General features: G+C 71.2%; 21 protein-coding genes. 15 read left to right on the forward strand and 6 right to left on the reverse strand.

Features of this window, described 5'->3' with window-relative positions; translation table 11 throughout:
• Nucleotides 1-18: 18 nt before the first annotated feature.
• Complete coding sequence (locus tag V1227_RS33110) at nucleotides 19-3,186, forward strand: bifunctional diguanylate cyclase/phosphodiesterase (RefSeq protein WP_329789160.1); 3,168 nt, start codon at nucleotides 19-21, stop codon at nucleotides 3,184-3,186.
• Here the strand turns inward: V1227_RS33110 and V1227_RS33115 are convergent.
• Nucleotides 3,148-4,698, reverse strand: coding sequence for a bis-aminopropyl spermidine synthase family protein (locus V1227_RS33115; protein WP_329789161.1), 1,551 nt, complete (start codon nucleotides 4,696-4,698; stop codon nucleotides 3,148-3,150). The genes V1227_RS33110 and V1227_RS33115 overlap by 39 nt on opposite strands.
• A gap of 133 nt (nucleotides 4,699-4,831) precedes the next feature.
• Here V1227_RS33115 and V1227_RS33120 point away from each other — a divergent pair, with 133 nt between their 5' ends.
• From V1227_RS33120 to V1227_RS33135, 4 genes are read left to right on the forward strand one after another with little or no spacing between them, the layout of a single operon-like run.
• Nucleotides 4,832-5,914, forward strand: coding sequence for an ABC transporter ATP-binding protein (locus V1227_RS33120; protein ID WP_329789162.1), 1,083 nt, complete (start codon nucleotides 4,832-4,834; stop codon nucleotides 5,912-5,914).
• Nucleotides 5,911-6,549: an ABC transporter permease gene (locus V1227_RS33125; protein ID WP_329789163.1), complete on the forward strand. Its 639-nt coding sequence runs from the start codon at nucleotides 5,911-5,913 to the stop codon at nucleotides 6,547-6,549. Before V1227_RS33120 ends, V1227_RS33125 begins: the two co-directional genes overlap by 4 nt.
• Before the next feature lie 5 nt (nucleotides 6,550-6,554).
• Nucleotides 6,555-7,220: an ABC transporter permease gene (locus V1227_RS33130; protein ID WP_329789164.1), complete on the forward strand. Its 666-nt coding sequence runs from the start codon at nucleotides 6,555-6,557 to the stop codon at nucleotides 7,218-7,220.
• Nucleotides 7,217-8,116: an ABC transporter substrate-binding protein gene (locus tag V1227_RS33135; protein WP_329789165.1), complete on the forward strand. Its 900-nt coding sequence runs from the start codon at nucleotides 7,217-7,219 to the stop codon at nucleotides 8,114-8,116. The genes V1227_RS33130 and V1227_RS33135 overlap by 4 nt, the downstream gene beginning before the upstream one ends.
• A gap of 55 nt (nucleotides 8,117-8,171) precedes the next feature.
• On the opposite strand, the gene V1227_RS33140 is transcribed toward V1227_RS33135, so the two are convergent.
• Together V1227_RS33140 and V1227_RS33145 are read right to left on the reverse strand one after the other, a co-directional pair.
• Nucleotides 8,172-9,143, reverse strand: coding sequence for a GNAT family N-acetyltransferase (locus V1227_RS33140; protein ID WP_329789166.1), 972 nt, complete (start codon nucleotides 9,141-9,143; stop codon nucleotides 8,172-8,174).
• A gap of 41 nt (nucleotides 9,144-9,184) precedes the next feature.
• A complete protein-coding gene (locus V1227_RS33145; RefSeq protein WP_329789167.1) occupies nucleotides 9,185-9,970 on the reverse strand; it encodes an IclR family transcriptional regulator in 786 nt (261 codons plus the stop codon).
• Nucleotides 9,971-10,082: 112 nt separating this feature from the next.
• On the opposite strand from V1227_RS33145, the gene V1227_RS33150 reads away from it, so the two are divergent.
• From V1227_RS33150 to V1227_RS33185, 8 genes are all read left to right on the forward strand, one after another.
• A complete protein-coding gene (locus V1227_RS33150) occupies nucleotides 10,083-10,610 on the forward strand; it encodes a SigE family RNA polymerase sigma factor (protein WP_329789168.1) in 528 nt (175 codons plus the stop codon).
• On the forward strand, nucleotides 10,607-11,524 hold the full coding sequence (locus V1227_RS33155) for a hypothetical protein (protein ID WP_329789169.1): 918 nt from the start codon (nucleotides 10,607-10,609) through the stop codon (nucleotides 11,522-11,524). The genes V1227_RS33150 and V1227_RS33155 overlap by 4 nt, the downstream gene beginning before the upstream one ends.
• A gap of 73 nt (nucleotides 11,525-11,597) precedes the next feature.
• Nucleotides 11,598-13,106: a histidine ammonia-lyase gene (gene hutH / locus V1227_RS33160; RefSeq protein ID WP_329789170.1), complete on the forward strand. Its 1,509-nt coding sequence runs from the start codon at nucleotides 11,598-11,600 to the stop codon at nucleotides 13,104-13,106.
• A complete protein-coding gene (hutU, locus tag V1227_RS33165; protein WP_329789171.1) occupies nucleotides 13,103-14,746 on the forward strand; it encodes a urocanate hydratase in 1,644 nt (547 codons plus the stop codon). Before hutH ends, hutU begins: the two co-directional genes overlap by 4 nt.
• Complete coding sequence (locus tag V1227_RS33170; protein ID WP_329789172.1) at nucleotides 14,746-15,915, forward strand: allantoate amidohydrolase; 1,170 nt, start codon at nucleotides 14,746-14,748, stop codon at nucleotides 15,913-15,915. The genes hutU and V1227_RS33170 overlap by 1 nt, the downstream gene beginning before the upstream one ends.
• Entirely contained in the window at nucleotides 15,912-17,186 is a 1,275-nt protein-coding gene (locus tag V1227_RS33175) for a formimidoylglutamate deiminase (RefSeq protein ID WP_329789173.1), read from the forward strand. Before V1227_RS33170 ends, V1227_RS33175 begins: the two co-directional genes overlap by 4 nt.
• Nucleotides 17,183-18,316: an imidazolonepropionase gene (gene hutI / locus V1227_RS33180; RefSeq protein ID WP_329789174.1), complete on the forward strand. Its 1,134-nt coding sequence runs from the start codon at nucleotides 17,183-17,185 to the stop codon at nucleotides 18,314-18,316. The genes V1227_RS33175 and hutI overlap by 4 nt, the downstream gene beginning before the upstream one ends.
• A gap of 67 nt (nucleotides 18,317-18,383) precedes the next feature.
• Nucleotides 18,384-19,265, forward strand: coding sequence for a hypothetical protein (locus V1227_RS33185; protein WP_329789175.1), 882 nt, complete (start codon nucleotides 18,384-18,386; stop codon nucleotides 19,263-19,265).
• Between the two features lie 130 nt (nucleotides 19,266-19,395).
• Here V1227_RS33185 and V1227_RS33190 read toward each other — a convergent pair whose 3' ends face one another.
• On the reverse strand, nucleotides 19,396-19,605 hold the full coding sequence (locus V1227_RS33190; protein WP_329789176.1) for a hypothetical protein: 210 nt from the start codon (nucleotides 19,603-19,605) through the stop codon (nucleotides 19,396-19,398).
• 166 nt (nucleotides 19,606-19,771) lie between these two features.
• Here V1227_RS33190 and V1227_RS33195 point away from each other — a divergent pair, with 166 nt between their 5' ends.
• Complete coding sequence (locus V1227_RS33195; RefSeq protein ID WP_329789177.1) at nucleotides 19,772-20,656, forward strand: hypothetical protein; 885 nt, start codon at nucleotides 19,772-19,774, stop codon at nucleotides 20,654-20,656.
• A 52-nt stretch (nucleotides 20,657-20,708) separates the two neighbouring features.
• Entirely contained in the window at nucleotides 20,709-21,701 is a 993-nt protein-coding gene (locus V1227_RS33200) for an aldo/keto reductase (protein ID WP_329789178.1), read from the forward strand.
• Nucleotides 21,702-21,985: 284 nt separating this feature from the next.
• Here V1227_RS33200 and V1227_RS33205 read toward each other — a convergent pair whose 3' ends face one another.
• Both V1227_RS33205 and V1227_RS33210 read right to left on the reverse strand, forming a co-directional pair.
• Nucleotides 21,986-22,165 (reverse strand): DUF6104 family protein, encoded by a 180-nt coding sequence (locus V1227_RS33205; RefSeq protein ID WP_090095012.1) that lies wholly within the window; start codon nucleotides 22,163-22,165, stop codon nucleotides 21,986-21,988.
• Nucleotides 22,166-22,246: 81 nt separating this feature from the next.
• Nucleotides 22,247-25,957: a multifunctional oxoglutarate decarboxylase/oxoglutarate dehydrogenase thiamine pyrophosphate-binding subunit/dihydrolipoyllysine-residue succinyltransferase subunit gene (locus V1227_RS33210; RefSeq protein ID WP_329789179.1), complete on the reverse strand. Its 3,711-nt coding sequence runs from the start codon at nucleotides 25,955-25,957 to the stop codon at nucleotides 22,247-22,249.
• Between the last annotated feature and the right edge of the window lie 317 nt (nucleotides 25,958-26,274).

Consider the following 26,274-nt stretch of genomic DNA (forward strand, 5'->3'; position numbering starts at 1 on the left):
GCGGGAGAGGGTGGGTCGGTGCCCAAGTGGGTGGGACGCGCGACGGTGGTGAACGGCCGTGCACGGACGGCCGACAGACCTCCGATGACGCTCGACGGGCTGACACTGCCCGATGCGCCGTCGTTGCTCGTCGACGCCAAGGGCGTCGTCATGCAGGCGAACCCCGCGGCCGTGGAGCTGGCCGGAGCGCAGGGGGCCGACGACCTCGTCGGGCGCCCGCTCGGTGAGCTGCTCCTCGGCGACACCTCCGACCTGCGGCTGTCGCGCGCGGACGGCAGCGAGCTGCCGGTGCGCGTGGCGCGGCACGCCGTTCCCGGAACGGGCCTGCAGGCCGTCCTGCTGATCGACGTGTCCGACCTGTCGGCCGCCGCGGACGCGTTGCGCGACGAGCAGCGCCGCCTGCGCAAGGTGCAGCGGGTCGCGCAGCTCGGCTCCTGGGAGTTCGACCCCGGCACCGGCATGACCGTCTGGTCGGACACCCACTACGAACTGCTCGGCGTGGACCGCGCCACCGTCGTGCCGGGCGCGCAGGCCGTCCTCGACGTCGTGCACCCCGACGACTACCACATGGTCGAGACGTACTGGCACGGCCGCGAGATCACCGGCGACCCGATCGACATCGAGTACCGGATCGTGCGCCCGGACGGCCAGCTGCGGTGGATCCGCGGTGTCGCCGAGGCGCGGCTGGACGACGCGGGCGCCCTGGACAAGATCACCGGCTACATCCGCGACATCACCGAGTCGAAGCGCGCGGCCACCGAGCTCGCCCAGGAACGGGCGCGGCTGCTGGAGGCGCAGCGCATCGCCCGCATCGGCAGCTGGGCGTACGAGACCGGAACGCGCGCCGTGCACCGCAGCGAAGTGCTGATGGAGATGTTCGCCGAGCTCGGCATGACGCCCGACGACGACCTGCTCAGCGGCGTGCACCCGGACGACCGCGCGGCCGTCAAGGCACTGCGCCACCAGCTGCTGCACGCCAAGGACGACGCCCCGGTCGAGGCCGAGGTCCGCAGCGAGATCGGCGAGCGCGTCTACATGTGCCGGGCCCGCGCCGAGATCGCGCCGTCCGGCCGCATCGAGCGCTACCACGGCACCATCCAGGACGTCACCGAGGCGCGGGCGCTGGAACGCCAGATGCGCGAGGACCGCCGAAGACTGGCGGACGCGCAGCAGGCCGCCCGCCTCGGCATGTGGGAGTGGAACCCGTCGACGGGCGAGGTCGTCTGGTCGGACATGCTGCGCGACCTCTACGGCATCCCCGCCGACGTGGACGGCAGCTACCACTACTACCTCGACCTCGTGCACCCCGAGGACCGCGCCTGGGTCGACGACCTGTGGCGCCAGCTCGCCGTCGACGAGGTCGCCGTCCAGTGCGAACACCGCGTGGTGCGGCCGCACGACGGCTCCACGCGGATCTTCCGCTGCCACGGCATGATCGTCCACGACGCGCACGGCAAGCAGCTCGCCGTCGGCACCGCCCAGGACGTCACCGAGCAGCGCGCCGCCGAGGCCCGCATGAAGCGCTCCTCGCAGCGCTTCACCGACCTCGTCTCCGTCACCCCGGTCGGCATCGGCCTGTTCGACGAGGGCGAGCGGCTCGTCGACGCCAACGACGCGCTGTGCGACCTGCTCGGCATGGAGCTGGAGCAGCTGCGCGGGATGACCGCCGAGCAGCTCACCCACCCCGACGACACGTCGCCCGGCCTGCAGTGGGCCGCGGAGCGCACGCAGAAGATCCCGCAGCGCATCCTCGTCCGCCCCGACGGCGAGAAGGTCTACTGCGAGCTGCACATCGCGCTGTCCGTGCAGGACGACGGCCGCCGCTTCTGGCTCGTCGTGTTCCTGGACATCACCGAACGCCGCCGCGCCGCCGAGGCGTTGCGCCACCAGGCCACCCACGACGAGCTGACCGGTCTCCCGAACCGCGCCCTGGTGAAGGAGATCCTCGGCAAGGCGCTGGAGGGACAGGACCGGTCCAAGGTCGCCGTCCTGTTCTGCGACATCGACAACTTCAAGCGCGTCAACGACTCCCTCGGCCACGACGCCGGCGACGAGCTCCTCGTCGCCCTGGCGCGCCGGCTGGAGGGCGGCCTGCCCGACGGTTGCACCGCGGCACGCCTGTCCGGCGACGAGTACGTGATCATCTCCGAGGACATCGAAGCCGTGGGCGGCGTGGACGCGCTGGCCACCCGTGTGGCGTCGTTGCTGCGCACCGCCGTTCCCGTGCACGGCCAGCTGGTCCGGGTCTCCGCCTCGATCGGCGCCGCCGTCCCGAACGGCTCGCGCGCCAACGGTGCCGACCTGCTGCGGTTCGCCGACGCCGCCATGTTCGAGGCCAAGCGCGCCGGCGCCGGACGCGTCTCGCTGGCCTCGGCGGCGCTGATCGCGTCCGCCGACCGCCAGGTGCACCTCGAGGGCCAGCTCCGCGACGCCCTGCAGCACGACGGTCTGGCGCTGCACTTCCAGCCGGTCGTCGGCGTGGACGGCGCCGTGCTGACCGCCGAGGCGCTGGTGCGCTGGCCGCACCCGGACCGCGGCCTGCTGCCGCCGGACGTGTTCCTGCCGGTGGCCGAACAGGGCGACCTGATGCGCGAGCTGGACCGCTGGGTGCTGCGGACGGCCCTGCGCGAGGCCTCGACGTGGCCCGCGCCGGACGGCCGCCCGGTCTCGGTGGCGGTGAACCTCGCGGGCCTCGTGCCCGGCGATCCCGAGTTCGTCGACATCGTGTCGACCGCGATCATGGAGTCCGGCGTCCCGTGGGAACGCGTGGTGCTGGAGCTCGTCGAGACCGCGTTCGTCGACCTGCCTTCCCGTGTGCGCCAGTCGATGGACGAGCTCGTGAAGCGCGGCGTGCAGTTCGCCGTGGACGACTTCGGCACCGGCTACTCGTCGCTCGCCCGCCTGAAGGACCTGCCGGCGCAGATCATCAAGGTGGACCGCCGGTTCGTCTCGGGCGTGGGCAACGACTCCTCGGACTTCGCCGTCGCCCGCGCCGTCGTGGACATGGCCAGGGCGATGGGCCGCAAGTGCGTGGCGGAGGGCGTGGAGACCGCGACCCAGTTCCACGTGCTGCGCGGTGTCGGCGTGGACGCGTACCAGGGCTGGTTGTTCTCGCGTCCGGTGCCGCCCAAGGAGTTCCGCGCCGTGCTAGCCCTCGGGCCGCTCCACATACCCCGCGCTGGCTGAGATCTCCGGCAGCAGCGCCGCGATGCGGTGCTTGGGCAGGTCGATCAGCCTCACGTCGAGGTCGTCGGACGCCACCGGGGCGTTGTCGACGATCTCGGCCGCCTGCCGCTTGGTCAGCACGCCCTGCGACGCGGTGATCAACGCCTCGCGCCACACGTTGCGCAGCTTGCCGTGCGCCTTCATGAGGACCTCGCGGACCGTGCGCTCGCCGAGCGACAGCGTTCCGGTGAGGACCTGGTCGGCGACGACGATCGTGGTCTTGCCGTCCGGGTTGTTGCGCAGGAACTTCAGCTTGAACCGGGTCGCCACCAGCTCCTGCAGTTCCTTCTGCCCCGCCTCCGACGACACCGCGGGGTGGTTGTTCGCGACCAGGCACGCCAGGCGTGCGGGCGAGGAGGCCAGCAACGTCCGCAGCAGCCACGGTCCCGGGTCCGCAGACAGGTCGACGGCGAGCGACGCCGCGCCCTTGCCGACGGGCTCGGCCCACCCGGCCGCGCGGGGCTTGGGCGGCGGCGAGGACTCGGGGCGGGGAGCCAGTTCCGACAGGGCCGCCAGGGCTTCCTTCGACGGGCCGGAGGACTCCACGGACTGCGCGCCGTGGGTGTAGATGCGCGTGCCGCCGGCCACCGCGCGGCGGCCCGTGGGGCGGCAGACGTAGAGGTCCGCCGCGGAACCGATGGCCTGCGCGCCGTCGAAGCGGTGGAACGCGGGCAGGATCGCCTCGAAGACCAGCCCGAGCTTCTGCAGTTCCTGCTGGACCTTCAGGCCCAGCGCGGGGGTGCGGTCGGAGAAGCCGTACGCGAGCAGCAGCCGGCCGGAGGCGATGTCCTCCAGCGCTTCGACGCCGCGCCCGGCGAACAGGCCCATGCCCTCCGGCGTGTAGGGAGGGTCGCTGAAGATCAGGTCGAACGACTCGAGCACCGACGTCGGCAACCCGAAACGCATGTCGCAGTGCAAGGTCCGGACGTCGAGACCGCGGGCTGAGGCCCGTGAGTCGATGAACTCCAGCAGCCGCTCGTCGAGGTCGACCACCGTGATGGACACCTCCGGGTTGACGGCGGCGACGGCCAGCGACGTCAGGTCGTGGTCGCCCAGGCACAGCAGGCGCCGGCCCGCGAGGTCGTAGGTGGAGTTCAGCCACACCGCGCGGTTGAGAGCGGTCTCCGCCGTCGCCTGCACGTGGTCCAACGAGGACAGCGGCGGTGGGACGTCCGCCACGTCCACGAGGATCTGCCGCAGCACGTCGGTGTGGTCCCTCACACCCGAGACGCCGAACTCCGCGCGGTAGGCCGGGACCAGGCCGGGGGCGATGCGGTAACGATCACCTGAAGATTCGGCGTCGTCGCCCAGCGCCTTGAGCAGGTCCTGCACCGTGCGGCGCGGGACCGCGGGCAGGCGCACGAGCTCCGCCAGCGGGTGCCAGTCCTCGCTGAGCAGGGACAACACCTCGCGGAGCTTGCGGGCGTGCACACCGCGCTCCGCCACCAACTGCCGAACCTGGTCGATCGTCACAAGCGGTAAACCATACGGCCTGCCACATCGTGGAACGTTGTGCCGGGGTACGCCGAACGAGTTAAGGTCAGTGGGATCTGCATCCAGGGCGGTCCGAATCGGGGAGGCCGTCGCGACCGGAGGGATCCGAAGGGTGATCGAGTTCCGGGCCGTAACCAAGCGGTTCGAGGACGGGACCATCGCTGTGGACGAGCTCGACCTCACGGTCGAGGCGGGCACCATCACGGTGTTCGTCGGCCCCTCCGGGTGCGGCAAGACGACGTCGCTGCGCATGGTCAACCGCATGATCGACCCCACATCGGGCACGATCCTCGTGGACGGCCGGGACGTCCTGACCGTCGACCCGCCCACGCTGCGGCGCGGCATCGGGTACGTCATCCAGCAGGCAGGCCTCTTCCCGCACCGCACGGTGCTCGACAACGTCGCGACCGTGCCGCTCCTGTCCGGTTGGGACAAGCGCAGGGCGCGCACGCGGGCGGCCGAGCTGCTGGAGATCGTCGGGCTCGACCCGGCGTTCGGCAAGCGCTACCCGGCCCAGCTCTCGGGCGGCCAGCAGCAGCGCGTCGGCGTCGCCCGCGCGCTGGCGGCGGACCCGCCGGTGCTGCTGATGGACGAGCCGTTCAGCGCCGTCGACCCCGTGGTGCGCGAGGACCTGCAGAACGAACTCCTGCGCCTGCAAGCGGAACTCGACAAGACGATCGTGTTCGTCACGCACGACATCGACGAGGCGCTCAAGCTCGGCGAGCGCGTCGCGGTGTTCCGCAAGGGCGGGCACCTCGCGCAGTACGCGAAGCCGCAGGAGCTGCTCAGCGCGCCCGCCAACGACTTCGTCGCATCGTTCGTCGGCAGGGACCGCGGCTACCGCACCCTGACGTTCCTGCACGCCGACGTGCCCGTGCACCCCGTCGCCACGGCCAAGCTCGGTGAGCGCGTCACCGTCGCGGACTGGACGCTGGTCGTCGACGAGCAGAACCGGCCGAAGGGCTGGCTGTCCGGTGTGGACGGTGAGGTCGAGGTGCGCGAGGACGACCTCGTCGCCGGTGGCTCCCTCTACGACGGCTCGTCGCTGCGGGGCGCGCTCGACGCGGCGCTCAGCTCGCCGTCCGCGCTCGGCGTGGTGGTCGACGGCGCCGGCGCCGTGACCGGCGTGGTGAAGGCCGGCGACGTGATCCAGGCGCTCGCCAAGGCCCGCGCGGCGGGTGAGGTCCCGAAGTGACCTGGATCCTCGAGAACTGGGAGAGGTTCTGGGAAGTCACCGCGGTGCACCTGCGGCTCTCGATCGTGCCGGTGCTGGCCGGGTTCGCGCTCTCCATCCCGCTCGGGTGGTTCGCGAGCCGGTCCGCCAAGGCGCGCGCGGTCCTCTTCCCGCTCGCCAACGTGCTGTTCACGATCCCGTCGATCGCGCTGATCGTGATCACGCCGATCCTGATCGGCGTCAAGATCCTCGACGAGATCAACGTCATCGTGCCGCTGGTGATCTACACGGTCGCGCTGATGGTCCGCTCGGTCTGCGACGCGCTGGCGGCGGTGCCGGGCAACGTGATCGCCGCCGCGAACGCGATGGGGTACCGCCCGCTGCGGCGCTTCCTCACCGTCGACTTCCCGCTGGCGCTGCCGGTCACGATCGCGGGCCTGCGGGTCGCGACCGTGTCGAACATCAGCATGGTGAGCGTCGGCGCGCTCGTCGGGCTCGGCGGCTACGGCCAGCTCTTCACCGAGGGCTACCAGACCGACCACACCGAGAAGGTCCTCGCGGGCCTCATCGGGACGGTCGTGCTGGCGGTGCTCGCCGACGGCCTGCTGCTGCTCGTCGGACGACTGCTCACGCCGTGGGCAAGGGCGGGGAGGTGAGCTGAATGGGCGCCTGGCTCTTCGACCCCGCGCACTGGTCCGGCCCGACCGGAATCCCGGTGCGGCTGCTGGAACACCTCGGGTACACGCTGCTGACGCTGCTCATCGCCGCGGTGATAGCGATCCCGCTCGGCGCGTTCGTCGGCCACACCGGCAGGGGCGGGTTCGTGATCGTCGGGCTCTCCAACGCCCTGCGCGCGTTGCCGACCACGGCCGTGCTGATCCTCGTAGTGCTGTGGGCGGGCCTCGGCGACTTCCCGGTCTACGTCGCACTGGTGCTGCTGGCCGTGCCGCCGATCATGGCGGGCACGTACGCCGGCGTGCGCGCGGTGGACCCGATGGCCGTCGACGCCGCGCGCGGTGTCGGCATGCGCGAGTCGGGCGTGCTGCTCAACGTGGAGATCCCGAACGCGCTTCCCTTGATCTACGGCGGCTTCCGCGGCGCCGCGCTGCAGGTCGTCGCCACCGCCACCATCGCCGCCTACACGGGCGCCGGTGGTCTCGGCAGGTTCGTCTTCGACGGCCTCGCCCTGCAGGAGTTCGGACAGATGCTCGCCGGCGCGGTGCTCGTGGCACTGCTCGCCGTTCTCGTCGACCTGGGGTTCGCCGGCCTGCAGCGGCTGACGGTCTCGCCAGGGCTGCGTCCAGCAGGAACCGGAGGAAAGAGATGAAGCGCATCGCGACAGCGGTCGCCGCGGTCATGCTCCTGTCGGCGTGCGGTGGAGATCCGCTGGCCGGGAGCGGCAACAACGAGCCGGCCCCGACGGACACGATCGTCGTGGGCTCCGCCAACTTCCCGGAGTCCCGCCTGCTCGCGGAGATCTACGCGGAAGCCCTGTCCGCCAAGGGCGTCAAGGTCTCCAAGAAGCTGAACATCGGCAACCGCGAGCTGTACTACAAGGGCGTGCAGGACGGCTCGATCGACCTGATCCCCGAGTACACCGGCGTGCTGCTCAAGCACATCGACAAGGACGCCACCGAGGTCGGTTCCGACGAGGTGTACGCGGCGCTCAAGAAGGCCCTGCCGCAGAACCTGGTCGTGCTCGACAAGTCGGCCGCGGAGGACAAGGACGCCGTCGTCGTCACCAAGCAGATCGCGGCCCAGTACAGCCTCAAGTCGATCGACGACCTCGTGCCGTACTGCAAGGACCTGGCCTTCGGCGGCCCGCCGGAGTTCCAGAGCCGCGCCGACGGCCTGGCGGGTCTGAAGGCGAAGTACAACTGCGAGTTCAAGGAGTTCAAGTCCCTCGACGTCGGCGGCCCGGTGACCGTCGCCGGTCTGAAGGACAACACGGTGCAGGCCGCCAACCTGTTCACCACCGACTACGCGATCAAGGCCAACGAGTTCGTGGTCCTGGAAGACCCGAAGAACGTCTTCGCCGCGCAGAACGTGCTGCCGCTCATCAACGAGAAGAAGGCGTCGCAGCAGGTCCGCGACACCCTCAACGCCATCTCGAAGAAGATCGACACGAAGACGCTGCTGGACCTGAACCAGAAGCTGGCCGGACCGGACAAGCCGGAGCCGGAGAAGGTCGCCAAGGAGTGGCTCGCCGGCGCGGGCATCTGACGTTGTGCGAAGGGGCGGGGCGGGCACCTCCGGGTGTTCGCCCCGCCGTCGTTTGCTACAGCACGAGATCAGCCGTGCGAGCGCACAGGTCGACGGTGGTGGTCCGGTCGGTGAAGCCGAGCGAGTGGTTGATCCGCCGCATGTGCTCGTTGGTGCTGTTCGTCTCGGTCTCGACGATCTCGATGCCGGTGAGCCGGCGCAGCAGGTGCGCTTTGACCAACCGGCCGATGCCTTTGCCGCGATGGGCGGGAAGTACACCGGTGTAGCGCTGGTGGCCAACGGAAGGCCGCGAGAGAGTGCGGTGCACAACCGTCACTCCGGCAGCTTCGTCGCCGTACAGCGCGAGGACGACCCACACGTCAACACCGGCTGCCGACAGGGTGTCCTCCTCCTGCCTCACCCGCTCCGGCGTGTACGTGGCCAACTCGATCGCGCTGTCGCCCATGGGCTGGTCCTTCGTGGTGTTGAGCGCGTCGGCGTACGCGTCGAGCAGGTCTTCCGGAGCCCGTCCTGTCCAGTGCGCGAGGCGGTACCCGGCCGGCACCTCACCCGGCTCGGGCAGCGGGCCGGTGAGCACCAGGTCCTGCAGGGTGAGCGAACTGACGACGGCGAAGCCCCGGGCGGTTGCCCAGCGCTCGCCCTCACTGCCCGCGGGAACCCACGAGGCCTCGGCGGTGTCGCGGTCCGCCAGGCGCACGGCGTGCCGGAGCAAGGCGGTGCCGATGCCTCTGCCCCGCCGCCGCTCGTCCACCACGACCTCGCCCGTGACGAGATGCGCGTTGTCGCCCGTCGGCAGGTAGCCGCGCGCGTACCCGACGACCCGTCCGCGCTCCCGCGCGACCAGGAACCGCGAACGGCCCCAGCCGATCTCCGGCGTCCGCTGCCTGCGCACCCATCCGCTGAACTCCGGCAGCTCTCGCGACGGCAGGGCGGTCGTCCACCAGGCGACCTGCAGGTCGAACAGGGCGCGCTGGTCGGCTTCGGCGGCATCGGCGATGTCGAGCTCTTCGATGTCGATTTCCCCCATGCCCACCATCGAAGCAGGTCCGTGGAGGCCCGCCGGAGCAGTTACCCCGGCGCCGCGTGACCGCCGATCCGCACCGTCAGCTCCTCCGCCGCCTTGCGGACCTCCTTGGCGAGGTCGGGCCACGTCTGCCCGCACGGCGTGTCGCACAGGTGCCGGAACGTCAGGGTGATGGCCGCGATCGGCCGCTCGCCGTGGTCGAACACCGGCGCCGCCACCGACGCGAACCCCGCCGTCACGAACCCGTCCTCGACGGCCCAGCCCTGGCGGCGTTCCCAGGTGAGCAGCCTGCGCAGCGCCGGCAGGTTGTGCGGGCCTCGGCCGGTCCGGTCGACGAACGCCGCCACCGACGGCAGCAGTGCCCTGACCTGCGCCGGAGGTAGGTGGGCGAGCATCGCGCGGCCCGAGGCGGTGAGGTGCGCGGGCAGGCGGACGCCGACGTCGGAGACGATGGACTGCGGCTGGCGGGGCTGCTCGCGGACGAGGTACAGGGCTTCGGCGCCGTGCAGGACGCCCAGGTGGGCGACCTTCTCCATGCGGTCGGCGAGCTTGCGGAGCAACGGGCGGGCCAGGCGTTCCAGCGGGTCGTGGCGCAGGTAGGCGGAGCCGAGCTCGAACGCCGCGACGCCGAGGCCGTAGCGCTTCTCCTCGGGGAAGTGGGTCGCGAAGCCCGCCTCGGTGAGCTCCGAGAGCAGGTGGTAGGTCGTCGACCTGGGCAGGTTCAGCTCCCGCGCGACCGATGCCGCGGAGACGGGCCCCGGCCTGCCCGCGAGCAGCCGGAGGACCGCCAGCCCTCGCCGGAGCGCGGGAACGTCGCTGCTGCTGCCCACGGGGTGATTTTCCCATGTGATCCAGCCCACGCCGTTCCTCCATCAGGGCACACTCAACAGAACAGCCTCGAGCTGCGTCATAGGGGTGTGACGGTTTTGAAGGGGGTCGGGATTGACACCGAGTTTCGATGACTTCGTGGCAGACCAGGTGACCCCGTTGCTGCGCTACGCCACCGTGCTCACGTGCGACCCGCACCTGGCCCAGGACGTGGTCCAGGAAGTCCTGCTGCGCGCGCAGCAGAAGTGGGACCGCATCGGTTCGGTCGACCTCCCTCACGCCTACGTCAAGCGCATGGTGACCAACGAGTACCTCTCGTGGCGCCGGCGCAGGGCCGCCAAGGACGTCGCCCTCTGCATGACGACCCTGGAGTCCGTCACCCCGCCCGTCGGCGACACGACCCACCACTACGACGAGCGGGAAGCCATGTTGCAGCGGATCGCGAAGCTGCCCCGCAAACAGCGGGCCGCGGTCGTCCTCCGCTACTACGAGAACTACGACGACTCGGAGATCGCACAGATGCTCGGTTGTGCCGAGGGAACCGTGCGCAGCCACATCTCACGTGCGCTGGCCACACTCCGCATGGAACACACGCCGGAGCCCGCTGGTGTCGGGCTGCGGCTCGGGGAGGGCCTGTCGTGAACGACACCGAACAGCTGATCAAGGACGCGCTCGGCAAGCTAGCCGAACGCACCCCGCACCCGGGACCGACGCTCAACGCCCTGAGGCGCAAGCACAAGCGGCAGCGGAACAACATCTTCCTGATCGCGACGGCCGGAGTCGCCGCCGTCGCGGTGCTGGTCTTCGGCGGGCTCGTCGCGAGCGACAGGTACGCGCCGCCGACGGGCGGCGACGCGGCCGCCGCGCTCGTGCCGGACGCTTCGGGGGGCATCGCCCTCGAGTACGCGCCCCACTGGCTGCCGGACGGGTTCGTCGAAGGCGCCCGCAGCGTCAGCAGGGGGCTGGCCGCACGCGTCTGGGTGCCGTCGAACGCCCCGGTGGACGCCGTCGACGGTGGCGGCCCGACCGTCTCGGTCGGCAGCACCCCGGACTACCCGGACACCACCGGCTGGCAGGAGGTGTCGGTCCGCGGGCTGAAGGGCCACCTGCGGGTGGAGGGCCAGACCGCCACGGTGGCGTGGAAGGCCCAGGACGTCGTCCTCGTCGGCGTGCGCGAGGTGGGGGACGTGGGGGAGACGGCGCTGCGCGTGGCCGACTCGGTGAGGGCCGGCGCCAAGCTCGTCTACGAGCCCGCCTTCCGGCTGAACGGTCAGTCGGCGGCCCAGATGGGCGGAACCGGACCGGCGGACTGGGTCGCCCGTGCGGACACCCCCGCCCGCGTGCAGGTGTCGCCGCGAACCCCGCGGCTCGACGACTCCCGGACGCCCGTCACCGTCCGCGGCAAGCAGGGCTTCGTCGAGAACGGTGACGTCGTGGTGCGCGACGGCGACGTCTGGATCACCGCGACCGGTGACCTGCCCGTCGACGAGCTGGTCGCCGCCGTCAACCAGGTCGAGTTGCTCGAAGCCGACACGAGCTGGATCCGCAAGAGGTAGCTCGTCTGGCATCCCAGACGCCATCACGCGCTCCGGGGTCGCTGAGCCGGCCCCGGAGCGCTGTGATGTCTGCATGCGACAACCGGTGGAGCTGGGTCCGAAGCCTCTGACCCTCGAGGACGTTCATGCCGTCGCCCGCGACGGCGCCCCGGTGGAGATCACCGCGGCCGCCCGCGAGGCGGTCACCACCGCCCGTGGCCACGTCGAACGGCTCGCCACGGCCGAACGCCCCACCTACGGCGTCTCGACCGGGTTCGGAGCGCTCGCCGTCCGGCACATCCCGCCGGACCGCCGTGCCCAGCTGCAGCGGTCGCTGATCCGCTCGCACGCCGCCGGTTCGGGGCCCGAGGTCGAGCGCGAGGTCGTGCGCGCGCTGATGCTGCTGCGCCTGCGCACGCTCGCGACCGGTCACACCGGCGTTCGCCTGTCCACCGTGGAAGCGATGGCCGGGGTGCTGAACGCCGGCATCACGCCCGTCGTGCACGAGTTCGGCTCGCTGGGCTGCTCGGGCGACCTGGCGCCGTTGTCGGCGAGCGCGCTGGCGCTGATGGGCGAGGGCATGGTCCGCAACGCCCGCGACGAGCTCGTCCCCGCCGCCGAGGCGCTCGCCGAAGCCGGGATCGAACCGGTGCGGCTGGCCGAGAAGGAAGGCCTCGCGCTGATCAACGGCACCGACGGCATGCTCGGCATGCTGTCGCTGGCGATCGCCGACCTCACCCGCCTGCTCGACATCGCCGACCTCACCGCCGCCATGAGCGTCGAGGCGCTGCTCGGCACCGACCGCGTCTTCGAGCCCGAGCTGCACGCGCTGCGCCCGCACCCCGGCCAGAACGTCTCCGCCGCCCGGATGCTCGCGTTCCTGCGCGACTCCGAGATCGTCGCCTCGCACCGCGGACCCGACTGCACCCGCGTGCAGGACGCGTACTCGCTGCGCTGCTCCCCGCAGGTGCACGGCGCGGCGCGGGACACCGTGGCCTACGCGGCGACGGTCGCCGACCGCGAGCTGTCGTCCGTGATCGACAACCCGGTCGTGCTGGCCGACGGCCGCGTCGAGTCCAACGGCAACTTCCACGGCGCGCCCGTCGCGTACGTGCTGGACTTCCTCGCCATCCCGCTCGCGGACGTGGCCTCGATCGCCGAGCGCCGCACCGACCGCATGCTCGACGTCTCGCGGTCGCACGGCCTGCCGCCGTTCCTCGCGGACGACCCCGGCGTCGACTCCGGCCACATGATCGCCCAGTACACGCAGGCGGCGATCGTGTCGGAGCTCAAGCGCCTCGCGGTGCCGGCGTCCGTCGACTCGATCCCGTCCTCCGCGATGCAGGAGGACCACGTGTCGATGGGCTGGTCCGCCGCCCGCAAGCTGCGCAAGGCCGTGGACGGGCTCACGACCGTCCTCGCGGTCGAACTGCTCACCGCCGCGCGGGCGCTCGACCTGCGCGCACCCCTCAAGCCCGCCCCCGCGACGGCCGCCGCCGTGGCGAAGCTGCGCGAGACGGTCCCCGGCCCCGGCCCCGACCGCCACCTCGCCCCCGAGATCGCCGCCGCCGAGGCCCTGATCCGAAGTGGAGCCCTGTCATGACCACCGTGCGCGCTGACCGCGGTACCGAACTGACCGCGAAGAACTGGTCGACCGAGGCCGCCCTGCGGATGTTCCACAACAACCTCGACCCGGACGTCGCCGAGCGCCCCGAGGACCTCGTCGTCTACGGCGGCACGGGCAAGGCCGCGCGCGACTGGCCGTCGTTCGACGCCATCTCCCGCGAGCTGAGGAACCTCGAAGCCGACGAGACGCTGCTCGTGCAGTCCGGACGCCCGGTCGGCGTCATGCGCACGCACGAGTGGGCGCCGCGCGTGCTCATCGCGAACTCGAACCTCGTGCCGGACTGGGCGAACTGGCCCGAGTTCCGCCGCCTGGAGGCCGAGGGCCTCACGATGTACGGGCAGATGACCGCCGGTTCGTGGATCTACATCGGCACCCAGGGCATCCTGCAGGGCACGTTCGAGACGTTCGCCGCGGTCGCCACCAAGCGCTTCAACGGCACCCTCAAGGGCACGCTGACGGTCACCGCGGGCCTCGGCGGCATGGGCGGCGCGCAGCCGCTGGCCGTGACGATGAACGAGGGCGTCGCGCTGTGCGTCGAGGTCGACCCGCACCGCGCCCAGCGCCGTGTGGAGACCCGCTACCTCGACGAGATCGCTCCGGACCTCGACTCCGCGATCGAGCGCGTGCTGGCCGCCAAGGCCGCCGGTGAGGCCGTGTCCGTCGGTGTCGTGGGCAACGCGGCGGAGGTCCTGCCCGAGCTGCTGCGCCGCGAGGTCGCCGTCGACATCGTCACGGACCAGACCTCGGCGCACGACCCGTTGGCGTACCTGCCGGTGGGCGTCGCGCTGGAGGACTGGCAGGACTACGCCGCCGCGAAGCCGGAGGAGTTCACCGACCGGGCGCGGAAGTCGATGGCCGCGCACGTCGAGGCCATGGTCGGGTTCATGGACCGCGGCGCCGAGGTGTTCGACTACGGCAACTCGATCCGCGGCGAGGCGCAGCTCGGCGGCTACGACCGCGCCTTCGCGTTCCCCGGCTTCGTGCCCGCCTACATCCGGCCGCTGTTCTGCGAGGGCAAGGGCCCGTTCCGCTGGGCCGCGCTGTCCGGCGACCCTGCCGACATCGCGAAGACCGACAAGGCGATCCTCGAGCTCTTCCCGGAGAACGAGCAGCTCGCCCGCTGGATCAAGATGGCGGGGGAGCGCGTCGAGTTCCAGGGCCTGCCCGCCCGCATCTGCTGGCTCGGCTACGGCGAACGGCACCTCGCCGGCCTCAGGTTCAACGAGATGGTGGCCTCCGGCGAGCTGTCCGCGCCGATCGTCATCGGCCGCGACCACCTCGACTGCGGCTCGGTGGCGTCCCCGTACCGCGAGACCGAGGCGATGGCCGACGGCTCCGACGCGATCGCGGACTGGCCGCTGCTCAACGCCCTGGTCAACACGGCGTCGGGTGCGACGTGGGTGTCGATCCACCACGGTGGTGGCGTGGGCATCGGGCGGTCGATCCACGCGGGCCAGGTGACGGTGGCGGACGGCACCGAGCTGGCGGCGCGCAAGATCGAGCGCGTGCTGACCAACGACCCCGGCATGGGCGTCATCCGGCACGTGGACGCCGGGTACGACGAGGCGAAGACGGTGGCCGCCGACAAGGGCGTGCGCATCCCGATGGAGGGCTGATGCTCGACCAGATCGCGGACGTCGGCCGTGACTCCAAGCGCGGCGGCTACTCCCGCCACGGCTACGACAAGCCCGAGCTCGAGCTCCGGCACTGGTTCGTCGAGCAGGCCGTCAAGCGAGGCCTGAACGTGGAGACCGACCGGAACGGCAACCTCTGGGCGTGGTGGGGCGAGCGCGGCGACAACGCGCTCGTCACCGGCAGCCACCTCGACTCGGTGCCCGGCGGCGGCGCGTTCGACGGCCCGCTCGGCGTGACCAGCTCCCTGCAGGCCGTCGACCTGTTGCAGGCCAAGGGGTTCCAGCCGCAGCGGCCGTTCGCGATCACTGTCTTCGCGGAGGAGGAGGGCGGCCGGTTCGGCGTCGCGTGCCTCGGCAGCCGCCTCCTGACGGGCGCCATCGACGCGCGGAAGGCACTGAACCTCAAGGACCCGGACGGCGTCACGCTCGCCGAGGCGATGAAGGCCGCGGGCTACGACCCGGACCTGGCCGGCCGCGACGAACGGGCGCTGAGGCGCATCGGGCAGTTCGTCGAGCTGCACGTCGAGCAGGGCCGGGGCCTCACGGTGCCGGTCGGTGTGGCGAGCAGCATCCTCGCGCACGGCCGGTGGCGCTTCACGTTCACCGGAGAGGGCAACCACGCCGGAGCGACGCTGGTCGAAGACCGGCGCGACCCGATGCTCCCGGCCTCGCACCTCGTCCTGGCGGCGCGGAGGGCCGCCAGGGACGGTGGCCGCGCGACGGTCGGCAGGATCGTCCCCAACCCCGGCGGCACGAACGTCATCGCGTCCACCGTGGACGTGTGGCTGGACGCGAGGGACAGCGACGACGCGCGCACCCGCGCGATGGTCGCGGAGATCTCCGAGGCGGCTCGTCAGGCCGCCGAGGAGGAGGGGTGTGAGCTGCGGATCACCGAGGAGTCGTACGGCGACACGGTGCACTTCGACGCGGCGCTCCGGGACGACATCGCGGGAGCGCTCGGCGGCGTTCCGGCGTTGCCGACCGGCGCGGGCCACGACGCGGGCATCCTCGCCGCGCACGTGCCGACCGCGATGCTGTTCGTGCGCAACCCCACCGGGGTGAGCCACGCGCCGGAGGAGTTCGCCGAGCAGGCCGACGTCGACGAGGGCGTCAAGGCCCTCGCCGCCACGATCGAACACCTCGGCTCGTGAACTACTGGTGCGAGCGGGCCTGGCTGCCCGGCGGACTCGCGGAACGCGTGCTGATCAGGGTCGAGGGCGGCAAGATCTCCAGCGTGTCCACAGTGGACACGATTCCGCTGGGGGTGCGCAGGCTGCACGGCATCGTCGTGCCGGGCTTCGCGAACGCCCACTCGCACGCGTTCCACCGCGCGCTCAGGGGCCGGACGCACGACGGGGGAGGCACGTTCTGGACGTGGCGCGAGGGCATGTACGCCCTGGCGTCGCGCCTCACCCCGCAGTCGTACTACCGGCTGGCCCGCGCGGTCTACGGCGAGATGGTGCTCGCCGGGGTGTCGGCCGTGGGCGAGTTCCACTACGTGCACGACAGGTCCAACGAGTTCGGCCACGCCCTCGCGGCAGCCGCGAAGGACGCCGGCCTCCGGCTCACGCTGCTCGACACGTGCTACCTCGCGGGCGGCATCGACCAGCCCGTCGACGAGGTGCAGCAGCGCTTCTCCGACGGCACCGCCGAGGCGTGGGCGAGCCGGGTCGCCGAGCTGAGGTCCGACGACGTGGTGAAGGTCGGCGCCGCCATCCACTCGGTCAGGGCCGTTCCCCGGGCCGAGCTCTCCGTGGTGGCGCAGGCTTTCCCGGACGCACCGCTGCACGTCCACCTCTCCGAGCAGCCCGCCGAGAACGAGGCCTGCCTCGCGGCGTACGGCCTCACGCCGACCGGTCTGCTGCACGAGGCAGGCGCGCTCTCGCCCCGCACGACGGCGGTGCACGCCACGCACCTGACGCCCGAGGACATCGCGACCCTCGGGGCCACGGGCACCGGCGCGTGCTTCTGCCCGACCACCGAGGCCGACCTGGCCGACGGCATCGGCCCGGCGCGGGAGCTCGCGGACGCGGGCAGCCCGTTGTCGCTGGGCAGCGACCAGCACGCGGTGATCGACCCGTTGCTGGAGAGCCGCGCGCTCGAACACGGCGAACGCCTCCGCACGGGCCGGCGCGGCCGTTTCTCGCCGGCCGAACTGCTCGGCGCCGCCACCCGCCACTCCGCGCTCGGCTGGGACGGCGGGCGCATCGAACCCGGCGCGCCCTGCGACCTCGTGGCGATCAGCTGTTCGACGCCGCGCACCGCGGGGTCGTTGCCGCAGCAGGTGCTCCTGTCCGCGACGGCGTCCGATGTGGACACCGTGGTCGTCGGCGGGCGGGTGGTCGCCTCCGGCGGCGTGCACGAGACCCTGGGAGACGTCGGCAGGCTGCTGGCGGACGCGATCGAGGAGCTGTGGGCATGAGCGTGCTGATCACCGGCATCGGCGAGCTGACCACCAACAGCGACTCCGCCGGTGACGCGCTCGTCGTCGACGGCGCCGAGATCGCCTGGGTGGGCAGCGCCGCGAGCGCTCCCGCCGCGGACGAACGGGTCGACGTCGGGGGCCGCGCGGTGCTGCCCGGCTGGGTCGACAGCCACACCCACCTGGTCTTCGCGGGCGACCGCACCGCCGAGTTCGGCGCGCGCATGGCCGGCAAGCCCTACACCGCGGGCGGCATCGCGGTGACCGTGAACGCGACCAGGCAGGCCACCGACGCGGAACTGTCCGAGGTCGTCCGCAGGCACGTCGCCGAGGCGCTGAAGCAGGGCACGACGTTCATCGAGACGAAGACCGGCTACGGCCTGAACGTGGCCGATGAGGTCCGCAGCGCGCGCATCGCCGCCGAGCACGCCGACGAGGTGACGTTCCTCGGTGCCCACCTCGTCCCGCCCGGCGAGGACGCCGACACCTACGTCGACCTGGTCCGCGGCGAGATGCTCGACGCCGTCGCACCGCTCGTGCGCTGGGCGGACGTGTTCTGCGAGAAGGGCGCCTTCGACTACGAGCAGTCCAAGGCGGTGCTGGAGGCGGCCGGGGCGAAGGGGCTCGGCCTGCGCGTGCACGGCAACCAGCTCGGCGAGGGGCCCGGCGTGCGGCTGGCGGTGGAGCTCGGTGCCGCGTCCGTCGACCACTGCACCCACCTGTCGGCGGACGACGTCGACGCGCTGGCGTCGTCGGACACCGTCGCCACGCTGCTGCCCGCCTGCGACCTCTCCACCCGCCAGCCGCTGCCGCCCGCCCGCGCCCTGCTCGACGCCGGTGCGACGGTCGCGCTCGCCAGCAACTGCAATCCCGGCTCGTCGTACACCTCGTCGATGGCTTTCTGCGTGACGACGGCGGTCCTGCAGATGCGGATGACCGTCGAGGAGGCGGTGTGGGCGGCCACGGCCGGCGGCGCGCGGGCGTTGCGCCGGGACGACGTCGGGGTCATCAGGCCTGGCGCACGGGCCGACCTGCACGTGCTGGACGCGCCCTCGATCACGCATCTGGCGTACCGCCCCGGGGTTCCGTTGACGCATTCGGTGTGGCGCCGGGGCGTACGAGCCAATTGAGACGGTGGTTTCAGCACCCGTCGTGTGGGCCTGTTGGCGGAAGGTGCGGGGGCCGTACGGTGACCCGGTGGTGGATTTCGCCGAGGCCCTGACGAAAGCCGTCGACACCAGCGGCCTCAGTCTCGAACGCATCCAGCACCACCTGGCCGCCCGCGGCATGCAGGTGAGCATCTCGACGCTCAGCTACTGGCGCCGCGGCCGCAGCCGGCCCGAGCGCCCCGAGTCGTTGAAGGTCGTCGCCGCCCTGGAGGAGCTGCTCGAACTCGGCGAGGGGTTCCTGACCGACCGGCTGGGCGACAAGCGGCCGCGCGGGCGCTGGGTCGACCAGTCGATGTCCCTCGAGGACATGTGGGACTCGCGGGCCACCGACCTCGGCGAGGTCATGGCGAGGATCGACCGGCTGCAGCCGACGGCGTCGACGTACCTCAGCGTGCAGGACCGGCAGTTCATCGGGCCGGACCGCCGCGAGGTCCGCAACCACTGCACCGGTGTCATCCAGGCGTTGGAGGACGGGGTCGACCGGTTCCTCGCGATCCAGCTGGCCGACGCCACGGACCTCGGGGTGCCGGCGATCGAGGCGGGCCCGCCGTGCCGGCTGGGGAGGGTGCGCAGCGAGGACTCGACGGGCTTCCTCGTCGCCGAGATCCTCTTCGACCGGATGCTCAGGGCGGGCGAGACGGCGCTGGTCGACTACACGGTCCGGATGAAGCCGGGGGCGGACAGCGAGGTCTGCGACCGGCGGTTCCTGCGGCCCGTCAACGACTACACGCTGCAGATCAGGTTCCACCCGGACGCCGTGCCGGCTCGCTGCTACGAGTTCGCGAGGCCGTCGCTGCACGAGCCGGAGACCGCCTTGAGCGACCTGTGGATCGGGACGACGGCGTCGACGCACATCCACGTGCGGAACTCGAAGCCCGGGATCTACGGAGTGCGGTGGGAGTGGGAGTAGCCGCTACTCCCACTCCCACCGCAAGCGCCCCAGGTCGAGACGATGCGCTCGGCCGAGCCGCATTCGGCCTGCTCATCAGGGGCGCCCAGGATGGCCGTCGCCGCCGCAGGGAGGCGGCGACGGCAAGTGCCTAGACCTTCGGCAACAGGTTCGGCGCACTGTTGCAGGTGTGCCGGAGGGTGCGCGCGCCGTCCTCCAGAACCACGATGTAGCTGCCCTCGACCGCCTGTGCGCCCGCTCCGGGCAGCACCGCCTCCTCGGCGACCGCGGTGGGCGTCAGCACCGCTGTGGAAGCGATGCCCAATGCCGCCGCGACGGCGACATGACGCCGAAGAGCCATGGGTTCCTCCTGGCAGGGAATGAACTGGGGAACACCAAGAAACTAACGCGACATGTGCGCCGGATAACAGGTTCGAAACTTCAGACCTCAATACTGTCAAAACTGTGGTCGGCCTACCCCGCGTGCGGTCTGGGCCGAATTCGATCACGGGCCGTAGCATTCGACCGTGTCCGAATTCGCGGAGGCGCTGACGCTGGCCGTCGAGGCGAGCGGGCTCAGCCTGGAGCGGATCCAGCACCACCTGGAGTCCCGCGGCGTGCAGGTGAGCCAGTCGACGCTGAGCTACTGGCGCCGGGGCCGCAGCCGTCCCGAACGCCCCGAGTCGCTGCAGGCCGTCTCCGCCCTGGAGGACATCCTCCAGCTCTCACCCGGCGCGCTGACGAGCCGCCTGGGGGACCGGCGGCCGCGCGGCCGGTGGGTCGAGCGCACCACCGCGCTGGAGGGCATCTGGCGGGACGAGGCGATCGACCTCGGCCGCGAGATCGCCCGCGTGCACAGGCTGCTCCCGGCGCCCGCGCGCTACCTCAGCGTGCGGGACCAGGCGGTGATCGGTCCCGACCGGCGCGAGGTGGAGATCCGCAGCAGCGCGGTGATCGAGGCGTTCGAGGACGGCGTCGACCGGATCCTGCTCGCGAAGACCGCCGACGACACCGACCGCTCGCCGGGCGACGTCGTGGCCGAGAGGTCGTGCCGCGTCGGCAGGGTGCGCAGGGACCCCGACCGCAAGCTGCTGGTCGCGGAGATCATCCTCGACCGCGTGCTGCGCGCGGGCGACACCGCCCTCGTCGACCTGCGGCTGATCTCCGACCCCGGCGCGGACAGCTCCACGGCGGACCGCACGTTCCTCCGCATGCTGCGCAACTACGTGCTGGAGGTCGACTTCCACCCCGACGCGGTCCCCGTCCGCTGCCACAGCTTCAGCCGCACGGCACCGGACGCCCCCGCCGTCGACACGGGCGAGCTGTGGATCGGCACCACCTCCGCCGCCCACCTGCTGGTGCACGAGGCGCAGGCGGGTCACGTCCACGGCATCAGGTGGGAGTGGGAGTAGCTGGAGCAGCTCCACGTGGCACCCGGGCCTCCCGCGAGGCAGGGTGGAGACCATGGAGTACACCCAGCTCGGTCGCAGTGGCCTGTCCGTCTCCCGCCTGTGCCTCGGCACGATGAACTTCGGTCCCGAGACGTCCGAGGCGGACAGCCACGCGATCATGGACCGCGCCCACGAACACGGCCTGAACTTCTTCGACACGGCCAACGTCTACGGCTGGAAGAAGGGTGAGGGCGTCACCGAGAACATCATCGGCAACTGGTTCGCCAAGGGCGGCACGCGCCGCGAGCGGACCGTCATCGCCACCAAGCTGTACGGCAGCATGGGTGACTGGCCGAACGAGACCAAGCTGTCGGCGCTGAACATCCGCCGCGCCGCCGACGCGTCGCTCAAGCGCCTGCAGACCGACTACATCGACCTGTACCAGATGCACCACGTCGACCGGGACACGCCGTGGGACGAGATCTGGGAGGCCTTCTCCGTCCTGCGCCAGCAGGGCAAGGTCATCTACTTCGGCTCGTCGAACTTCGCCGGCTGGCACATCGCCCAGGCCCAGGAGGCGGCGCGCACGCGCGGGTTCCTCGGCCTGGTGTCCGAGCAGTCGATCTACAACCTGATGACCCGCTGGGTCGAGCTGGAGGTCCTGCCCGCGGCCAAGCACTACGGCCTCGGCGTCATCCCGTGGTCGCCGCTGCACGGCGGTCTGCTGGGCGGTGTGCTGCGCAAGCAGCGCGAGGGAGGCACGTCCCGCAGCGCCTCCGGCCGGTCCGCGGACGCGCTGGAGAAGTACCGCGACACGATCGAGGCCTACGAGAAGCTCTGCGCGGAGATCGGCGAGGACCCGGCCAACGTCGGCCTCGCGTGGCTGCTGCACCAGGACGGCGTGACCGCGCCGATCATCGGGCCGCGCACCGGCGAGCAGCTGGACAACTCGCTGCGCGCCGCGGAGCTCAAGCTCGACGCGGACGTCCTGGCGAAGCTGGACGAGCTGTTCCCGGCGCCGGGTCCGAACGGGTCGAAGCCGGCTCCGGAGGCCTACGCCTGGTAGGCCGGCCCGCTGCGGCGAGGGCGTCGGCGGGTGCCGGTGGTGACGTGGGCGAGCTGGCTCCGGCTTCGACGGGCTGTGCCTGGTAGGCCGGACCTGCTGTGCCGGAGCCATCGGCTGGCTAACGCGAGAACGTGGGCGAGGGCGTTGGCGGGTGCCGGTGGTGACGTGCTGGTTCCGGCTCCGGAGGCCTACGCCTCGTGGCCCCGGCAAGCCGTGCCGAAGCCACCGGCTGGCTCGCACAGGAACGCCCGGACGTGGTCGTCACGTCCGGGCACGTGCGCGGGTCAGTCCTCGAAGTCGTCGTCGTCGCGCGCCAGGAACGTGGCGAAGCGCTCGACGGGCGTCTCGAACTCCGGGTTGGCGTCGACGAACTCCCGCAGCTTGTCGGCGAGCCACGCGAAGGTGACCTCCTCCTCGCCGCGCCGCTTCTCGAGCTCCTCGATGCCGCGATCGGTGTGGTACATGGCAGGGACTCCTGTGGTGGCCTGGAAGAAGTGAGCCGCCGGACCCAGGTGGATCCGGCGGCTCGTTCGTTCACGCGGGATCTACTCGAACGCGCGGGTGATGATCTCGCGCTGCTCGACCTCGTGCACCTTGCTCGACCCGGCCGACGGGGCGGCCATCGGGCGGCGCGACACGCGGCGGACGGTGCCCAGGTGCTCGGGCAGCAGCTCCGGCAGGGCCAGGCCGTAGAACGGCCAGGCACCCTGGTTCGCCGGCTCCTCCTGCACCCAGCGGACGTCCTTCGCGTTCGGGTAGCGCTCCAGGGTCTCGGTCAGCTTGCGGGCCGGGACCGGGTAGAGCTGCTCGACGCGCACGATCGCCACGTCGCCGTTGCCGCGCTTCTCGCGCTCGGCGTGCAGCTCGTAGGAGATCTTGCCGCTGCACAGCAGGACCTTCGTGACCGCGTTCGGGTCCTTGATCGTCGGGTCGTCCATCACCGAGTGGAACCGGTCGCTGATGAACTCCTCCGTGCCGCTGACGGCGGCCTTGAGGCGCAGCATCGACTTCGGCGTGAACACCACGAGCGGCCGGTCGACGCCGTCGAGGGCGTGGCGGCGCAGCAGGTGGAAGTAGTTCGCCGGGGTCGACGGCACCGCGACGGTCATGGAGCCCTCGGCGCACAGCTGCAGCCAGCGCTCGATGCGGCCCGACGTGTGGTCGGGTCCCTGGCCCTCGTGGCCGTGCGGCAGCAGGATCACGACGTCGGAACGCTGACCCCACTTCGCCTCACCGGACGAGATGAACTCGTCGATGATCGGCTGCGCGCCGTTGACGAAGTCGCCGAACTGCGCCTCCCACAGGACCAGCGCCTGCGGGTTCGCGACCGAGTAGCCGTACTCGAAGCCGAGCGCGGCGAACTCCGACAGCACCGAGTCGTAGACCATGAACTTGCCCTGGTCCGGCGACAGGTTCTGCAGCGGCGTGTAGTCGTCGCCCGTCTTGCGGTCGATCAGGGTCGCGTGGCGCTGCACGAACGTGCCGCGGCGCGAGTCCTGGCCCGCGAGGCGGACGTTGCGGCCCTCCAGCGCGAGCGAGCCGAACGCCAGCAGCTCGGCGAACGCCCAGTCGATGCCGCCCTCGCGCGCCATCTTGGCGCGGCGCTCGAGCACCGGCTTGACGCGCGCGTGCGGCGTGAAGCCCTCCGGCAGGTTCACGTGGGCGTCGGCGATCTGCTCCAGCACCTCGCGGGTGATGCCCGTGGGCAGCTTCGCGGGGATCTGCTGCTCGGCCTCCACCGACGGGCTGACCGTCACCGGGTGCTTCTCGAGCTCGCGGACCTCGTTGAAGACGTGCTCCAGCTGGCTGGAGAAGTCCTGCAGCGCCTTCTCGGCCTCTTCGACCGTGATGTCGCCGCGGCCGATCAGGGCCTCGGTGTAGGTCTTGCGGACCGAGCGCTTCTGGTCGATCACGTCGTACATCGCCGGCTGCGTCATCGAGGGGTCGTCGCCCTCGTTGTGGCCGCGGCGGCGGTAGCAGACCATGTCGATCACGACGTCCTTGTGGAACGCCTGGCGGTACTCGACGGCCAGCTTGGCGACCCAGTAGCAGGCCTCCGGGTCGTCGCCGTTCACGTGGAAGACCGGCGAGCCGATCATCTTCGCGACGTCGGTCGAGTACTTCGACGACCGCGAGTGCTCCGGCGCGGTGGTGAAGCCGACCTGGTTGTTCACGACGACGTGGACGGTGCCACCGGTGCGGTAGCCGCGCACGAGCGCCAGGTTCAGCGTCTCGGCGACGACGCCCTGGCCGGCGAACGCCGCGTCACCGTGCAGGGCGACCGGCAGGACGGGGAAGAAGTCGCCGCCCTTGTCGATCAGGTCCTGCTTGGCGCGCACGATGCCTTCGAGCACCGGGTCGACGGCCTCGAGGTGCGACGGGTTGGCGGTCAGCGACACCTTGGTCTCGCCGTCGCCGAACATGCGGAAGTACTTGCCCTCGGCGCCGAGGTGGTACTTCACGTCGCCGGAGCCGTGCGCCTGACCGGGGTCGAGGTTGCCCTCGAACTCGCGGAAGATCTGCGAGATCGGCTTGCCGACGATGTTCGCGAGGACGTTCAGGCGGCCGCGGTGCGGCATGCCGATGACGACCTCGTCGAGCTCGTGCTCGGCGGCCTTGTCGAGCACCGCGTCGAGCAGCGGGATGACGGTCTCGCCGCCCTCCAGCGAGAAGCGCTTCTGGCCGACGTACTTCGTCTGCAGGAACGTCTCGAACGCCTCAGCCGCGTTCAGCTTGCTGAGGATGTACTTCTGCACGGTGGCCGGCGGCTTCTCGTGCGGAACCTCGACGCGTTCCTGGATCCAGCGGCGCTCTTCGGGCTCGAGGATGTGCATGTACTCGACGCCGACGGTGCGGCAGTACGAGTTGCGCAGCACGCCCAGGATGTCGCGCAGCTTCATCCGCTCGTTGCCGGCGAAGCCGCCGACGGGGAACTCGCGGTCGAGGTCCCACAGCGTCAGGCCGTGGCTCAGCACGTCGAGGTCGGCGTGGCTGCGCTGGCGGTAGTTCAGCGGGTCCGTGTCGGCCATCAGGTGGCCCCGCGTGCGGAACGCGTCGATCAGCTCGATGACGCGGGCCGTCTTGTCGACCGCGCCCTCGGGGATGTCGGCGACCCAGCGGATCGGCTCGTACGGCAGCCGCAGCGACGCGAAGATGTCGTCGTAGAAGCCGTCCTCGCCGAGCAGCAGCTGGTGCACGCGCTTGAGGAACTCGCCCGACTCCGCGCCCTGGATGATGCGGTGGTCGTACGTGCTGGTCAGCGTGATGATCTTGCTGACGCCCATGTCGGTGAGCGCCTGCTCGCTGGTGCCCTGGAAGTGCGCGGGGTACTCCATGGCGCCGACGCCGATGATCGCGCCCTGGCCGGCCTGCAGGCGCGGCACCGAGTGGTTCGTGCCGATCGTCCCGGGGTTGGTCAGCGAGATCGTGGTGCCGGAGAAGTCGTCCGCGGTGAGCGAGCCTGCGCGCGCCTTGCGGATCAGGTCCTCGTAGGCCTGCCAGAACTGCGTGAACGTCATGTTCTCGCAGCCCTTGACCGACGCGACGACCAGCGTGCGCTGCCCGTCCTTGCCCGGCAGGTCGATCGCGAGGCCGAAGTTCACGTGCTCCGGCGTGACGACGAACGGCTTGCCGTCGACCTCGGCGTAGTGCCGGTTCATGTTCGGGTACGCCTGCAGCGCCCGGACCACCGCGTAGCCGATGACGTGCGTGAAGGAGACCTTCCCGCCGCGCGTGCGCTTGAGGTGGTTGTTGATGACGATGCGGTTGTCGGCCAGCAGCTTGGCGGGCACGGCGCGCACGCTGGTCGCGGTCGGAACGGTGAGCGACAGCTCCATGTTCTTCGCGATCGCGGCGGCGGCACCGCGCAGCTGCTTCTGCTCGGGCTGCGCGCTCTGCGTGACCGGCTTGGCCTTGGCGGCCTGCTGCGGCGCGGGCTTGCCGGTGGACGGCAACGAGGCCGCCTGCTTCGGCTGCGCCTGCTTGGGCTGTGGCTGCGCGGCGGGCTTCGGCGCGGCGGCGGGCGCGGGCTTGGCGGTGTCCGCCGCCGGCGGCGTCACGGTCGCGGTCGTGGTGGCCGTGGAGCCCCCCGCGCCCGCCGTGGCGGCACTGCCGTTGCCACCCGCACGCTTGTAGTCGGCAAAGAAGTCATGCCATGCCGGGTCTACGGACGACGGGTCCGCGAGGAACTGCTCGTACATCTCCTCGACGAGCCACTCGTTCGGCCCGAATTGTGACGCAGGACTGCTGCTGGACACGGCTGGCGCTCGCCTCTATCCATCTCGCTCTTGGTGGTGACTCATGCGGTAGTCAGGTTAGTCCCCCCGGCGTGGGCCTTCACACGCTGGAGGCACCTGGCAAGGAGTGCTCTGTCACAGGATCGATCAGGACGGGCCTGTCGTCACGCGCAGTTGAGCACTTCTTGAGGTGCGTCTCACCGCGTCACCTCCTTTTCGGGCAATGCGTTGACCTGATGGACGGGCATACGCACCGAGCGCACTCATGAGTTCACGATAGGTACAAGTCGCGGTCCCCACGGATTGATCTTGTGTCGCCGCGGTGCGGTTCAGGAGAC

The organism is Lentzea sp. DG1S-22, assembly GCF_036321065.1.
In the GTDB taxonomy this organism is placed as follows: Bacteria; Actinomycetota; Actinomycetes; order Mycobacteriales; family Pseudonocardiaceae; genus Lentzea; species Lentzea jiangxiensis.